This is a genomic window from Bacillus sp. N1(2025), from assembly GCF_053470005.1.
This window is the reverse complement of the sequence record NZ_JBLTJB010000011.1, coordinates 100,459-115,396: the sequence shown is the minus strand read 5'-3', so window position 1 is coordinate 115,396 and position 14,938 is coordinate 100,459. Positions and strand designations below refer to the sequence as shown.

Sequence of the window (14,938 nt, the reverse complement as noted above, 5' to 3'; positions counted from 1 at the left end):
TTTGCTGAATGGCTTTTTTTCATTTTCTATTTTTCTTTCATGACGAGAACGACGCCTGAAACAATAAGGGCCGCCCCGATCCAGAAGGTTCCTCCGATCGTCTCTCCCAGCAGCAGCCAGCCGAGCAATGTCCCGGAAAGCGGCTGAAAGAAGAAAAACAGACCGCCGCTTGCCGCATTCAGTAATTGCAATCCTCGATTCCAAAGCATGAACGCGCAGGCGGTTGAGATCACACCCAAATATAAAAGTCCGCCCCATATCTCAGGCCGGGCAAGCTGAGACAAAGGAATCTCCTGAAGCGGGCCCGCTGTAAACGGGGTCAGGATGACAAATGCGACGCAAATGGAATACGTTGTGACGACAAGCGGTGAGTAATGGCCGGGAACCCGTTTCATCAGCACGGACATCAAAGCCCATGTCAGCGCCGCAGCCAGAAGCGAGAGACCGCCGAGCTGGCTCGACATATCGAGATCTCCGTTCCCCACAATGAGCAATACTCCGATCGTCGCCAGCCCTGTCGATATTCCTTTTTTCAGCGTTAACCGCTCTTTCAACATCAGCCGGGCAAATACAACCATAAATGCGGGAGTGGATGCCGTAATAATCGCACCCATCTGAGCGGTTGATAATTTCGTGCCGATTTCCTGCGTGACGATCGAAATCGTGTTGCCGATCAATCCGATCGCAGCGATCAGTAATAAATCACGTTTATGAACTTTCCAGGATTGGCGTGTAAACAAACTGAGAATCAAAAGCGAAAGAAGCGCCACCGCATATCTCAGCCATACCAGTTCAAGCGGCGGAATGACCGCTACCACAACTTTTACAACGACATACATACCGCCCCAGATACTGGCGGCCAATGCCAAATAAATCGAACCGAACAATGTATTTTTCAATTTGATGCACCCTCCGTTATCATATTAGGTCACGTTATATGCCCTAACGGAGAGAAGCGCAGTCACTTTCCTCCATTAAGGGCGGAGAAGTGCTGCCGGTACATCATGTTCAAATAAGGGCGCTAGAAACATATCGTGTTTCACCTCAATTGCAATCTGATTTTTCTCATTATACAAGGTTTGTTAGAAGACGTAAACGAACGGCGGCACCGGCTTTATCGATTGCGGACTTGCAGCTGGATTCTTGTGATCTGATTGTCAAACCCGTCCGCCACAACCTCATCAAGCATATATTCTTCATATGCATAATCGCCCATTTCCAGCCCATACTCTTCAATAAACTGCATGATGCTGCGGTAAGCCGCTTCCGCTTCATCCCCTATTTGGTACCCGACGGCATAAAGCCCTTTCGGCTTGATATGGAGGTCTCTATTCTCTATGCCTTCTTCTGTCTTCATATAAAAATGGGTGTAGTTGTAGAATTCTTTTTTCAGAATCTGCTCCCGCGCAAACAGTCCGCCGACCGGATGCCCCTGATCGAGCTCATGTACCCGCATATAACGGATCAATTCGGAAATGGCGGCAGTGTATTGCCGTTCTGGCAAATGGAGTACGGGTCGTCCTATCATAAGTGTCTCTTCATCTATTCGCTGCAATGAGACGGAGGAAAAGTCTGTCTCCAAGGCTTGTTCGGTCAGCTTCACCTTTGTCTGAATCATCCTTTGCAGGTGCTCCAGCTTTTTGATTTTGCTTTCGATTTCTGAAGATTTCTCTTTTAAAAGTGTGATGATACCCTCAGGGGTTTTGTCTGTTAAGAGCGGTTTGATCTGCTTCAAGGGCACGCCGACCTCCTTAAACAGGCCGATGACCTGGAACAGTTCGAATTGATGATAGGAATAGTATCTGTATCCGTTCGCTTTTTTGATTTCCGGAGAAAGCAGGCCGATCTCGTCATAATGGAACAGGGTTTGTTTTTTTACGTGGCACAGTTTTGCAAATTCACCCGTTGTGAAGTATTTTCTGACGTCTTCGCTCATAATGCCTCCTTGACTATACGGTAACCATATCCTTTATGATGATCATTGTATCCGAGAGAAGGCTGATTCACAAATGGCTTACGCAATGAAAGCTTTACCGTCTCAAAAAAAGCGGAAGAGGAGTAACAAGTATGACGATTGAAATCAGAACAGTCACGGAAGACAACCGTGCCGATATACTGGCGCTTCATGTAAGTGAAAGCCAGACTTCATTTATTGAAACCGCGGAAGAGTGCTTACAAGATGCTGAGGATTGCCGGCATTATCAGCCGGCCGGTCTTTATGTTAACGGGGAATTGGTCGGCTTTGCCATGTACGGATGGTTTCCGGAATATGATGAGGAAAATGAAAACGGCAGAGTGTGGCTTGACCGTTTTTTTATTGATGAACGTTATCAGGGACGGGGATTGGGCAAGCTGTTGCTTGATGCCCTTATCCGCCATCTCGTTCGAATATATGATTGCAGACGGATTTATTTAAGCCTGTTTGAAGATAACGTGCATGCATTGCGGCTTTATCAAAAATTCGGCTTCTTATTCAATGGAGAGCTGGACTCAAACGGGGAAAAAGTGATGGTGAAAGAGCTGTAAACCCTCTGTATAAAAGCGATTCGTCTTCTTGCCAATACCTTAAATTTAAGGTAACATAAAGATATCAGACGACGGTCGACGGACTACGGTCGATTATTAGAACCTGATACAGCGGAGCGGAACATGGTGATCAGGCATCTAAATGGAGGAGAAGATTGTGCTTATTATACTCGTTATGTTTCTTCTCGGGATTATTCTCGGGTTTATCGGCGCCGGGGGAGCCGGTTTTGTCATTGCACTTTTAACTATACTGTTTCACGTACCGATTCATACGGCTTTGGGCACCTCCCTCGCCGGAATGGCTTTCACAAGTTTGTCGGGGGCTTTCAGCCACTACCGTGAAGGCAATATTCAGATGAAGATCGGCCTCATCGTCGGCGTTTTTGCGGCATTCGGTTCGTTTTTCGGGGCAAGGCTTACTTCCCTTATCCCCGCAGATTTGCTGCATTACTTGACGGCGGGCATGCTGTTTTTATCTGCTCTGCTTATTTTAGTCCGGTTATTTATTGTAAAAGAAACACCTGAAGATTCCGGACGGCAAAGCAATCTGAATATATGGGTGAAAGCCGTTGTACTCGGTGTCATCGCAGGAATCTTGTCCGGAACATTCGGGATCGGCTCTGCCCCTTTCATCCAAATCGGCTTAATGATTCTTTTGCGCTTATCCATCCGCCAGTCGGTCGGCACCACCATGCTTGTCATTATCCCGCTTGCGGTCGGCGGAGGACTCGGTTATGAGACGGAAGGATTTGTCGATTATATGCTGTTGGTCAAAGTGCTGATCGGAACGATGTGCGGCGCATATGTCGGAGCGAAATTCACCAACCTCGTGCCGAAAGTCATTCTGAAATCAGCCATCTTTTTAACACCGGCCATCGCCGGTCTCATGCTTTTATTTTAAACTGAAACGGGAGGCGGCCGCCTCCCGTTTTTTTCTGTTCTTCACCTGTTTTCGAAGAGCTTTTTCAGCTTTGCTTCCGTTTCGGTATGATCTACCGGCGTATACACACTGCAGCGCAGATCACTGTTGCCCTGAACCTGAAATGAAGTCAGGTTAAAGACCATTTTTCCCGCCTTCGCGTGGCGGAACTCAATTAATACTTCGGGTGCCGAGCTGACTTCGCTCTCATTCCACAGCGTATGAAATTCCGAATACGTTTTCTCCATTTCTTCTATAAACTGAGAATACCACGTATCAGCTACATACTGGCCGTAATACGTTCTGAAAATGGCGATGAATCCTTTCACAAAGTGCTCCCAGTTCACGGCTAAACTTCTTAATTCTTTTCTGGAAAACAATAGCTCTATGAGATTCCGTTTTTCAGGAGGAATTTGTTCAAAATCTAAAAACACGTGAGCCGCGGCCTGGTTCCATCCTACGATATGACACCGCCTGTCCGAGATAATGGTGGGACAATAACGGAGCTCCTGCAGGATTTTTGAAAGCGACGGGCTGATAACCGCTTCTTCCTCCGCGGTAAACGGCTGCTTCACGCCCTCCTCAATGGCAAGCGCGTATAAATAATTTCTCTCATCTTTGTTGAGCTGCAGCGCATCGGAAACGGCGTCCAATACGGCTGTGGACACTTTAATGTCTCTGCCCTGCTCCAGCCACGTATACCACGTGGTGCTTACGCCGGCTAATTGCGCGACCTCTTCTCTTCGGAGTCCGGGCGTTCTTCTCCGTGTGCCCATCGGCAGCCCGGCCATCTGCGGAGAAATTTTGGCCCGCTGCGTTTTTAAAAACTCTGAAAGCGCCTGCAATCTTCCTTCTGGTATCATACCGAATCTCTCCTCTCTTACCCTGGTATTCATTATACTAGGATAATCAACAACTTGTAATAGGATAATTGCGAGTTACAATAAATACATACTGAAGGAGGAATGACCATGAAAAGAGTTGTGATCACCGGAATGGGAGTGATTTCACCTCTCGGCAATGATGTGCATACATTTTGGAAACACCTGACGGAAGGAAAATCGGGAATCTCTTTCATCGATTCGTTTGATGTCTCCGGTTCAAAGACAAAAATAGCCGGTACCGTCCGTGATTTTGACGCAGAAGAAAGATGGGGCAGAAAAGAAGCGAGACGGCTTGACCGTTTCAGCCAGTTTGCTTTAGCGGCAGCGGAACAGGCGCTTGAAAGCTCCGGGATTCAGCTCGATCAGATTGACCGTGAACGCCTCGGCGTGTACGTCGGCTCGGGAATCGGCGGCATCACGACTTTGATTGATAACGTTCATACTTTAAATGAACGGGGAGCGCGAAAAGTGAGCCCGAGCCTTGTCCCCATGATGATCTCAAACGCGGCCGCCGCTCAAATCAGCATCAGATTAGGCGCGCTCGGCCCCTCACTTTCTCCCGTCACCGCGTGTTCCATCGGCAATACGTCGATCGGGGAAGCATTCAACGCCATTCGGAATGATGACGCAGATATCATGTTTGCCGGGGGAGCGGAAGCGGCGATTACGAATTTGTCATTAGCCAGCTTCGGCAATGCCCACGCGCTGTCAGCGAGAAACGAAGACCCCGCCGCGGCAAGCCGGCCGTTTGACGCGGATCGCGATGGGTTTGTCATGAGTGAAGGCGCGGGCATCTTAGTATTGGAATCATTGGATAGCGCAATCGGCAGAAACGCCCCGATCCTCTGTGAGGTGCTCGGCTACGGCGCAAGCTCTGACGCCTATCATATGGTAGCCTCCCATCCGGAAGGAACGGGCGCATACCTGGCGATGAAAAACGCTTTGAAAAAGGCGAACGTTTCAGCGGAAGACATTGATGTCGTAAGCGCTCATGCGACAAGCACAAAAGCCGGAGATCTTTCTGAAACATTGGCCATCAAGACATTATTCGGGGAGCTTGCCTATGACATTCCGGTTACGACCAACAAATCAATGCTCGGCCACATGCTTGGCGCGGCAGGCGGCGTTGAAGCCATCGCTCTGACAGAAAGCCTGAGACACGGCATCATTCCGCCGACGATCAATCTGCAGCACCCTGATTCGGCATGTGATTTGGACTATGTAGCAGACGGACCCCGCCAGCAATCGTTAACGATCGGCCTTTCCAACTCATTCGGCTTTGGCGGGCATAATTCGGCGATCGTGCTGAAGAAATATGAATAGCGGGCATCAAAAAAAGGAGTGAATCATTTCACTCCTTTTTTGCTTTCTCCGGTTTTGTTGTTAAGGCGAAAAAAGCGATGGAACCGATAACGGATGTCGTGAACATTATTGCCCCCATCGGCACGGCCGTCGCTTCATTCATCCCCACAAGCGGCGACACGATGGAACCGAGAAGAAGCGGAAGCATGCCGAGCAGTGCGCTTGCGCTTCCCGCGCGGTGTCCCTGCTTTTCCATCGCCAATGTAAAGGTGCTTGTCAGCGTCATGCCGATCGTAATCATATAAATAAAAATGGAAATCACCAGTGCCGCCAGCGGCCCGTGAATGATTGTCATGACGAGCAGAACGGCAGTCGCCGTCATCGCTGTAATCACGCCGATTCTCAGCAGGCTTTTTTCGTGAATGATCCCGCCGAAACGCCCGATGATAAAGCTTCCGGTAATGATCGCCAGACCGTTTATGCCGAATAAAACACTGAATACCTGAGGCGTTACTCCGTAAATATCCTGATACACGAAAGGCGTTCCGGAGACATACGCAAAGCTCCCGCCGTGAATAAAACCGACCGTCAGCGCATAGCCGATAAATGACCGATCCTTCAGCAGGCTTCCCATTGTCCGCACGGAATTTCCGATGGAGCTCGGAATCCGCTTTTCCGGCGGCAGGGTTTCTGTCAGCTTGAGCGCAATGATGATTACAAGCAAAAAACCGATAAACGTTAAAAAGAGAAAAATCGTATGCCATGATGCAAACGGAAGCAGTAAAATCGCGCCTCCCGTCATCGGCGCCACCATCGGCGCGACGGCGGTAATGACCATCAGCAGCGAGAAAAATTTAGAAAGCTCTCTTCCCGTAAACACATCTCTGACGATTGCACGGGATAAAACGAGTCCTGCCGAAGCGGTGAACCCTTGAAGAAAACGGGCAATCACTAGTGTTGCAATGTTCGGTGCAAGTGCGCAAAACAGAGAAAACAACGCAAATAAAAAAATACATAGTAATAACGGTTTTCTTCTTCCCTTCGCGTCACTTAACGGGCCGACAACAACCTGTCCGATTGTCAGCCCGATCAGACATGCGGTTAAACTGAGCTGGACAAGCGATGCGCGGGCGCTTAAATCTTCAGCGATTTCAGGGAAACTCGGCAGATACATATCTATATTGAGCGGCCCCAGTATCGCAAGCATTCCGAGAAGAAAAGCAAGCGCAAGCCGCTCCTTACCGGTCGGATTATGCAGCATATCGTTCCCACCTTTCCTTTGTCAATCTCTCAAAACATTTGTATATTGTATCATAATTTTTTCTTTATTTTTAAAAGTTTTCAAAGGGCACAAAAAAACCAAGGGCTGTAACAGCCCTTGGTTCCGGGTCACGCGGTAAAAGGTTTTACGCGTGTTTTTCTTTAAATGCTTTTGCGTATTGATCAGCCGCTATAATGGCATCCGCCACGTCGTCAGCCGTCACGTCAAAAGCGGCATGAATCGTTTCTTCTTCAATCGTCGCGGCTTCTGCCACTTTCATAATGTCCTCTTTAGATGCGTCTTTCAATTTGATGTCTTCAAGTGTGACAGGCAGCCCCAAGCTGATATAAAACGCGATATACCGCTCAATTTCCTCAAGCGAACGTTTTTCCAGCGCCAATTGAACGAGCGTGCCGAATGCCACTTTTTCACCGTGGGTCAAGTGATGGATTTCACCTTCAAGCGCGGTAAATCCGTTATGAATGGCATGTGCCGCAGCTAAGCCGCCGCTTTCAAATCCCAGTCCGCTCAGAAGTGTATTGGCTTCAACCACCGCTTCCAATGCGGGCGTAACGGCTTTCGCTTTCACAGACTCATAAGCGAGACGGCCGTATTTGAATAACACCGCTTCACATTTTTCCGCGATAGCTTCTCCGGCGATGGTAGGAATTCCGCCTGCCATCGTTTTACCGCCATTGGCGATGACACTGCGCGCCTCTATCCACGTCGCCATCGCATCGGCAATCCCTGATGCTAAAAAGCGCGGCGGAGCTTCCGCGACGATTTTCGTATCGACCAGAACCAAGTCAGGATTCTTATGATAGAAACGATAGTTTTCGAACGCGCCTTGTTCAGAATATACGACAGACAGCCCGCTTGTCGGAGCATCCGTTGAAGCGGCCGTCGGCACGATAACGGTGTAGCCGTTTATTTCATCTGATACGGCTTTGGCGGTATCAAGCGTTTTACCGCCGCCGACTCCGATGACAATAGTCGCGCCTGCTTTTTCTGCGATGCCGGCAATTCTTTTCATTTCTTCCTGGGAGGCTTCGCCGTTGAAAACCGCCTCTTCAGAAGAAATATTGCTTTTCTTTAATTCAGCCGTCACCTTGTGGCCCGCGATATCCCATACGGTTTTGTCCGCAATGACGACGGCTTTTTCACCAACGCCCTCCAAATGTCCGCCGATCGTTTCAATGGCGTTTTTTCCCTGCACGTATTTGGCCGGACTGATAAAAATTCGTTCCAATGTCATCATCCCTTCTTCGTTGTCTTTCATTACATTTCTCTTATTGATAGAGCAGAAATGAAAACTCTTCTGATATAATTCCTCGTTTTAACTTGATTTAAACCTCATATACACTGCAGAAAAATCAATTTTCACGGCATTGACAAGATGTGAAGGTGTCTATATAATCTTCGATATTGAAGCTGATCATTCTTTACTGAATGAACAAACGAGATTGTGAATGATTCGTCTTAAAAATTATTTAGTTCTGCTGGATAATTTTTGAGGCGTTTTTGTTTTTTATATATTTTTGACTGCAGAGGAGGTTTGCACATGAAGAACATTTGCAAGGATATACTGATGATTATGGCCGGAGCCTTTCTTATTGCGGCGTCCGTGGAATTTTTCGTCATCCCGAATCATTTAGGGGACGGCAGCACCGTGGGAATCGCTCTCGTGTTATATTATCTTTTCCATATACCTGCAAGTATTACGACTCTGGTTGTAAATTTGATTTTTATCGGGCTGGCTTATAAATTTTTAACGAAAAAAACGATTTTATACACGATACTCGGTACGGGGATGACTTCTGTTTTTCTCAGCGTCGTCAGCTTTATTCCGTTCGGCGTGCACGACATGGTGCTCGGGATTGTATTCGGCGCTCTGCTGATGGGAGCGGGGCTGGCATTGATCTTTATCGCTGACGGATCTACCGGCGGGACCACGCTTTTGGCGTATTTATTAAATTACACAAAGGGCTTTAACATCTCGAAAAGCATGTTTTATATGGATTGTGTCATCATTTTCGCATCCGTTTTAGCGATCGGCCTCAATCATATGCTGTATACGTTTATATTCGTATATCTGTGCGCCAAAATCGTCGATATTGTCATTGAGGGTTTCCATAATAAAAAAGCCCTCACCATTATGTCTGACCAATACGAAGAAATCGCCAAAGCCATCACCTCTGAGTACGGCAACGCGGCGACGATTTTTTACGGATACGGGTATTACGGCAGCAAAGACAAGCGCATTATCTATGTTGTCATTAAAAAGAACGAATTGCTGAAAATCAAAAAACATGTTCAAAAAATTGACCCGAAATCATTTATCGTTATTCATGAAGTAAAAGAAGCTGTCGGAGGGCAATTCGGATTTACAAACCTGCCCGCCGCCGCAAATGAAAAATAATCGCCTGCAGTGTATAGCTGCAGGCTTTTTTTATTCGGCTCTTCTCCGCTCAAAGGTTTTTACATCTTTCAATCGAAGTAGTAAATGAAATCTTTTTTGATGGAGGAACATAAAAAATGAATATCAAAACTGACAGGCTCGTCATTCGGACATTTGAACCGGAAGATTGGCAGGATGTCTATGCGTACACATCAAATCCGAATGTCATGAAATATATACCAGAGGGTGTCTTTACCGAAGATGATGCCAGGAAATTCGTTACTGAAAACAGCGGTGAACATGCCGGGAAGTTTCCCGTTTTATTGAAGGATGAGAAAACGGTCATTGGCCACATTGCTTTTTTTCAGTATTTTGGCGATCATACGTATGAAATCGGCTGGGTGTTTCACCCGGAATATCAGGGCAAAGGATATGCTTCAGAGGCGGCGCGCGCCGTGCTGGCATTCGGGTTTAACAAGATGAAATTACACCGGATCATTGCGACATGTCAGCCGGAAAACACGGCTTCGCACCGGGTGATGGAAAAGATCGGGATGAGACGGGAAGGCTTTTTTAAAAAATGCATCCCCCATGATAATGAATGGTGGGATGAATATTATTATGCCGTTTTAGAAGAAGAGTGGGAAGTCTCCAATCTGGAATAAAAAGGCTTATACCCTTTGCTTTTACAGATAAGTGTGTGCTACACTGTTCGTAACAAATACGAAGGGATGATGGGTGGACAATGATTAACTAATCTTATTTTGACCGTTTGAAATCAAATATTTCAAATCAGAAAAAATAGGATTAGTCTGCCCATTTTCTATACGATACGAAAGCTATGTGAAAATAGCTTATTTGATCATGCACAGGTACGGCTAATCCTTCCAAATCAATTGGGAGGATTTTTTTGTCCTCCCTTTAAAGCGAGGGATTGACATATGAAAGAAATGTTAAAAATAAGCGGCATCAGTTATGAAATCAACAGCGTTCCCCTTTTTGAACAGATCAGCGCGAGCGTTCAGCAAGGTGACATCATCGGCGTTATCGGTAAAAACGGCGCCGGCAAATCGTTATTGCTGCAATTGATCTGCAATCAAAAAGCGCCGTCACAAGGACAGATTCAGATGATGCAAGATGTGAACATATATATGGTGGAACAAGAAACGGAAGCTTATGATTCCGGCCATCCGGAGCCTGCGGAGGCAGCCTTGTTAGAAAAGTGGAACGTGCCCGCACGCGCCTTTTCGCAATTGAGCGGCGGAGAAAAACTGAAAGCCCGTCTTGCCAAAGGTTTCTCCTCCTCAAGCAGCCTTTTGTTATTAGATGAGCCGACGAACCACCTCGATCAGCACAGTTTAGAAATACTGCTGAATCAGATCAAGAATTACAAAGGCACCATTATTTTCGTTTCGCATGATCGTGCTTTTATAGATGCAGCGGCGACAAAAATCTGGGCCATCGAAGGAAAGAAACTCATTGAACATAAAGGGAATTATTCAAGCTATATGGAGGTCCGCAAACAGAGAAGGCTGACACAGCAGCGGGAATATGAGAATCAGCAAAATATGATCAGACGGATTGAAGCTCAAATGAACGAGCTGAGCGCCTGGTCGAAAAAAGCCCACGCCCAATCAACGAAAATAGAAGGCTTTAAAGAATACCATCGTGTAAAAGCAAAACGCACGGACGCCCAGATTAAATCAAAGCAGAAGCGTCTTGAAAAAGAGCTTGAAAAAGCGAAAGCAGAACCGGTTGAAGCGGAGTATGAAGTCCGTTTTTCCATTGAGCACCGCAAAAAAGCGGGAAAGCGTTTTTTAGAAGTAAGGGATGTCACAAAGTCATATGACGGCCGAACGCTTTTCAAAAACGTGAATTTCACTGTGATGCACGGTGAAAAGATTGCCATTACAGGCCCGAACGGCAGCGGGAAAACAACATTATTGAAGGTCATCCTCGGTCAGGAAAAAGCACAGGACGGCAGCATATGGATTTCTCCGTCTGCAAACGTCGGATATTTAACCCAGGAAGTATTCGACCTCCCGCTTGATAAAACCCCCGAACAGCTTTTTTACAAAGAAACGTTCGAAGCAAGGGGAAATGTTCAATCCCTCATGAAGCATTTAGGATTTACCGCAGCGCAATGGACGGAACCCATCGGCAAGATGAGCATGGGAGAGCGGGTCAAATGCAAACTGATGGCGTTTATTCTGGAGGAGAAAGATGTGCTGATTCTGGATGAGCCGACAAACCACCTTGATCTGCCGTCACGCGAGCAGCTTGAAGACACTTTGGCCCGATACGACGGAACGCTTATCATCGTATCTCATGATCGTTACTTTCTCGAAAAGACGACGGACATCCGGCTTGATATCTCAAATGGCAGCGTCCGAAAACAATGGAAAGAATCCCCCTCTGTCAGGGACGATGCTGAAGAACTGCGATTAAAGCTTGAAACCGAACGGCAGGAAGTTCTCGGAAAACTCAGCTTCATGACTCCGGCTGATAAACAATATCGTGAGCTTGATCAAAAATTCAAAGAGCTGACGGAAGAAATCAAGAAATTGAAATGAATGTAAAAACCCGTGATTGTCACGGGTTTTGTTTTGGAAAGTTCACGTATCATGAAGAATAATTTCAAACTGATCTGTACAACCTACGTTCAGATTTATTATGAGCATGGTTCAGGGGGGCAAAGAATGGCCAAACGCATCGGAATTACGGGAAACATTATGGCTGATCAATCCGGTCCTTTCCCGGGTTATAATCGGGCATATGTCAATAATGATTATATTCAGTCTGTTTCTGAGGCCGGCGGTGTGCCGTTTATATTGCCGGTGATTCAAGAGACGGCGCTTGTAAAGGAACAGGTCTCTCATGTTGACGGGATCATTCTGTCCGGCGGTCAGGATATAGACCCGCTGTTTTACGGTGAAGAACCTTTACAGGCTTTAAGAAAGACCTTTCCTGATCGGGACGCCTATGAGAAGGAGCTGATTCTCACGGCGGTTGCTTTAGAAAAGCCGATTCTGGCCATCTGCCGGGGGATGCATATGTTAAACGTCACTTACGGGGGAACTTTATATCAGGATCTGACACACGCTTCATTTGCTGAAATCAAGCACGATCAAGAAAAAGATCCGCCGTTAAAAACCCATCATGTTTCTTTTGAAAAAGGGACACGTCTCCATTCCTTGTTTGGCGATTCAGCGCGGGTGAATTCATTCCATCACCAGATCATAAAAGAGACGGCGCCTTCGTTTAAAGCCGCGGCTTATGCGAAAGACGGGGCCATTGAAGCGATTGAACGGACAGGTGAATTATTTGTCGTCGGCGTGCAATGGCATCCTGAAATGCTGACAAAAAAACATGAAGACATGAAAAAGCTTTTTTCTCTTTTCATGAATGCGGTCAGCACATAAAAAAAGCAGATCATAACGATCTGCTTTTTCATTTTATTCTTCCGGTTTCTCCGGTGTTTTGCCTTGTGTCAGCTTATGGCCTTCGATATCCACGTTCGGAATGATTTTATCCAGCCACTTCGGCAAGTACCAGGCCGCATGTCCCATCAGCTTCATGACACTCGGAATAATGGTCATTCTTACAATGAACGCATCAAAAAGAACACCGAAGGTCATTGCCAAGCCCATGGATTTGATCGTAGCTTCTCCCGCAAAGATGAACCCCGCAAAGACGAAAATCATGATCAGTCCCGCCGCTGTTACGACAGGTCCGCTATGTTTCAATCCGGCATGGATGGCTTGTACCGGATTTTTTGTTTTGACATATTCTTCTCTCATTCTGCTGACAAGGAATACTTGATAATCCATCGCCAGTCCGAAAAGAATACCGATCGCTAAAATAGGCAGGAAGGCGAGAATCGGGCCTTTTTCCGGAATGCTGAGCAAGCCGGTGAAATTCCCATCCTGCAGAACGAATACCGATAAGCCGAGTGTAGCGGTCATCGTCAGCAAAAAGCCGACGACGGCGGCAAGCGGCACGAGAAGCGAGCGGAAAACAACGGTCAGCAATACAAACGCAAACCCGACAATGAGAATGGCGAATTCCGGAATGGCATCGTTTAACCGGTCTGAAATATCAATGTTTACCGCGGTTGAACCGGTGACGAGCAGGCGGATGCCGTTTTTGTCTGATCGTTTCCGTATATCCTGCACTAACTCTTTCGTTGCCTTATCATTCGGCCCGGTTTCAGGCACTGCCGTAATAATGGCATAGTCCCCTTTTTCGTTCGGCATGGCCGGTGTGACGCTCGCCACATTGTGCAAGTCCTTCATTTCGTTCACGGCGTCTTGAAATGCTTCACTTTTGTTCCCCTTGACCCCTTTTGCATCGGCAACAATTGTCAGCTTGCCGTTAAAGCCTTCGCCGAATCCTTTAGACAACAGATCATAGGCGCGGCGATCCGGGCTGTCTTTCGCTTTCATTCCCGCATCAGGCAGCCCCAGCTCTAAATGCATGGCCGGCAGACTGATGACGGCTAAAAGAATAATGCTGAAAATGCTTAACAGAATAGGCTTCTTTGTAACGAAGCGCCCCCAGGCATTCGTGTCGGCGCTTTTCTTTTCTTTCTTCTTGTTTGATTTCGGAATCATCCGTTTTCCTGCGATTGACAACACCGCAGGCACCAGCGTAACAGAAGCCGATACAGCCATCAGCACACTGAGTGCCGCAGTCAATCCCATGGCAGACATGAACGGAATGCCGACAACGGTCAATCCGCAAAGCGCGACGATCACGGTCAGTCCCGCAAAAACGACGGCGCTGCCAGCCGTTCCCGCGGCTTTAGCGATCGATTCATTTTTTTGTACACCTTCGCCCAAAAACTGACGATGCTTCGTAAAGATAAACAGCGCATAATCAATCCCGACGGCCAGTCCGATCATTCCGGATAATGAGAGACTGACCGAGGCTATCGTAAAGAACTGTGTCCCGATTAACGTCAGCGCGACGCTTACGCCTAACCCAATCAGGGCCGTGACAATCGGAAGCCCCGCTATGACTAATGAACCAAACGTAATAGCCAGTACGACGAATGCCAGCACAACGCCGACAATTTCAGATACACCGCCGATTTCAACACCGGCCCCCGGCACATCGCCGCTGAGCTCCGTCTGCAGACCTTTGTCTCCTGCGGCGGACAGACTGTGTTTAATATGTGAAACAGACGCATCCGTAATGTCATCCGCCGCTTTTTTGTACGTAATATCGGCATATGCTACTGATCCGTCTTTAGAAATGGTTCCTGTCTCAAAAGGACTTGCAATCGAAGCGACTGAATGATCTGTTTTGATCTTCTTTAATGTCTCTTCAATCGCTTGTTTTTCCGGTTTTGACGTCAATTTCTTCCCGTCTTCAGCTCCGAAAATAACCCGTATGCTTCCTTTATCGGGACCCTTTGAAAATTCTTTTTGAATCATATCCATCGCCTTTTCAGAAGGTGTGTCGGGAATTGACATATCCTCAGAAAAAGCAGGTTTTAACGAGATGGCGATCACAATCGAAGCGATCAGTATCACGAGCCACGCACTGATCATTTTTAATCGATTGCGGGCAGACCATCCCCCTAATTTATATAAAAAACCAGACATCGAATACTCCTCTCCAATCATTACTTTCTGCCTAATTGT

At 47.1% G+C, this 14,938-nt stretch carries 13 protein-coding genes; 7 read left to right on the top strand and 6 right to left on the bottom strand.

Annotated elements, in window-relative coordinates:
* Positions 1–26: 26 nt before the first annotated feature.
* The gene (locus ACNFN4_RS19305; protein ID WP_044803011.1) at positions 27–899 is read right to left on the bottom strand and encodes a DMT family transporter; all 873 of its coding nucleotides are present in this window, start codon (positions 897–899) and stop codon (positions 27–29) included.
* A gap of 215 nt (positions 900–1,114) precedes the next feature.
* Positions 1,115–1,936 carry a MerR family transcriptional regulator gene (locus ACNFN4_RS19300; RefSeq protein ID WP_448200402.1) on the bottom strand — a complete coding sequence of 274 codons (822 nt, stop codon included), beginning with the start codon at positions 1,934–1,936 and terminating at the stop codon, positions 1,115–1,117.
* A 131-nt stretch (positions 1,937–2,067) separates the two neighbouring features.
* Between ACNFN4_RS19300 and ACNFN4_RS19295 the strand changes: the two genes are divergently transcribed.
* A complete protein-coding gene (locus ACNFN4_RS19295; protein ID WP_448200401.1) occupies positions 2,068–2,526 on the top strand; it encodes an N-acetyltransferase family protein in 459 nt (152 codons plus the stop codon).
* A gap of 157 nt (positions 2,527–2,683) precedes the next feature.
* Positions 2,684–3,427, top strand: a complete 744-nt coding sequence (locus ACNFN4_RS19290; protein ID WP_448200400.1) for a sulfite exporter TauE/SafE family protein — start codon at positions 2,684–2,686, stop codon at positions 3,425–3,427.
* 41 nt (positions 3,428–3,468) lie between these two features.
* Here the strand turns inward: ACNFN4_RS19290 and ACNFN4_RS19285 are convergent, their stop codons facing one another.
* Positions 3,469–4,308, bottom strand: a complete 840-nt coding sequence (locus tag ACNFN4_RS19285; protein WP_448200399.1) for a helix-turn-helix transcriptional regulator — start codon at positions 4,306–4,308, stop codon at positions 3,469–3,471.
* Positions 4,309–4,416: 108 nt separating this feature from the next.
* Here ACNFN4_RS19285 and fabF point away from each other — a divergent pair, with 108 nt between their 5' ends.
* On the top strand, positions 4,417–5,652 hold the full coding sequence (fabF, locus tag ACNFN4_RS19280; protein WP_448200398.1) for a beta-ketoacyl-ACP synthase II: 1,236 nt from the start codon (positions 4,417–4,419) through the stop codon (positions 5,650–5,652).
* A gap of 28 nt (positions 5,653–5,680) precedes the next feature.
* Here the strand turns inward: fabF and ACNFN4_RS19275 are convergent, their stop codons facing one another.
* Both ACNFN4_RS19275 and ACNFN4_RS19270 read right to left on the bottom strand, forming a co-directional pair.
* Positions 5,681–6,892: a Bcr/CflA family efflux MFS transporter gene (locus tag ACNFN4_RS19275; RefSeq protein WP_014417042.1), complete on the bottom strand. Its 1,212-nt coding sequence runs from the start codon at positions 6,890–6,892 to the stop codon at positions 5,681–5,683.
* A gap of 145 nt (positions 6,893–7,037) precedes the next feature.
* Positions 7,038–8,171 carry a glycerol dehydrogenase gene (locus ACNFN4_RS19270; RefSeq protein ID WP_014417041.1) on the bottom strand — a complete coding sequence of 378 codons (1,134 nt, stop codon included), beginning with the start codon at positions 8,169–8,171 and terminating at the stop codon, positions 7,038–7,040.
* Between the two features lie 282 nt (positions 8,172–8,453).
* Here ACNFN4_RS19270 and ACNFN4_RS19265 point away from each other — a divergent pair, with 282 nt between their 5' ends.
* The 4 genes from ACNFN4_RS19265 to ACNFN4_RS19250 all read left to right on the top strand — a co-directional run bounded on the left by ACNFN4_RS19265 (position 8,454) and on the right by ACNFN4_RS19250 (position 12,712).
* The gene (locus tag ACNFN4_RS19265) at positions 8,454–9,311 is read left to right on the top strand and encodes a YitT family protein (protein ID WP_335494664.1); all 858 of its coding nucleotides are present in this window, start codon (positions 8,454–8,456) and stop codon (positions 9,309–9,311) included.
* Positions 9,312–9,427: 116 nt separating this feature from the next.
* Positions 9,428–9,955 (top strand): GNAT family N-acetyltransferase, encoded by a 528-nt coding sequence (locus tag ACNFN4_RS19260; RefSeq protein ID WP_014417039.1) that lies wholly within the window; start codon positions 9,428–9,430, stop codon positions 9,953–9,955.
* A 276-nt stretch (positions 9,956–10,231) separates the two neighbouring features.
* On the top strand, positions 10,232–11,863 hold the full coding sequence (gene abc-f, locus ACNFN4_RS19255) for a ribosomal protection-like ABC-F family protein (protein WP_448200397.1): 1,632 nt from the start codon (positions 10,232–10,234) through the stop codon (positions 11,861–11,863).
* Positions 11,864–11,989: 126 nt separating this feature from the next.
* Positions 11,990–12,712 (top strand): gamma-glutamyl-gamma-aminobutyrate hydrolase family protein, encoded by a 723-nt coding sequence (locus ACNFN4_RS19250; protein WP_104843124.1) that lies wholly within the window; start codon positions 11,990–11,992, stop codon positions 12,710–12,712.
* A 33-nt stretch (positions 12,713–12,745) separates the two neighbouring features.
* Here the strand turns inward: ACNFN4_RS19250 and ACNFN4_RS19245 are convergent, their stop codons facing one another.
* The gene (locus tag ACNFN4_RS19245; RefSeq protein WP_022552671.1) at positions 12,746–14,899 is read right to left on the bottom strand and encodes an MMPL family transporter; all 2,154 of its coding nucleotides are present in this window, start codon (positions 14,897–14,899) and stop codon (positions 12,746–12,748) included.
* Positions 14,900–14,938: the final 39 nt, after the last annotated feature.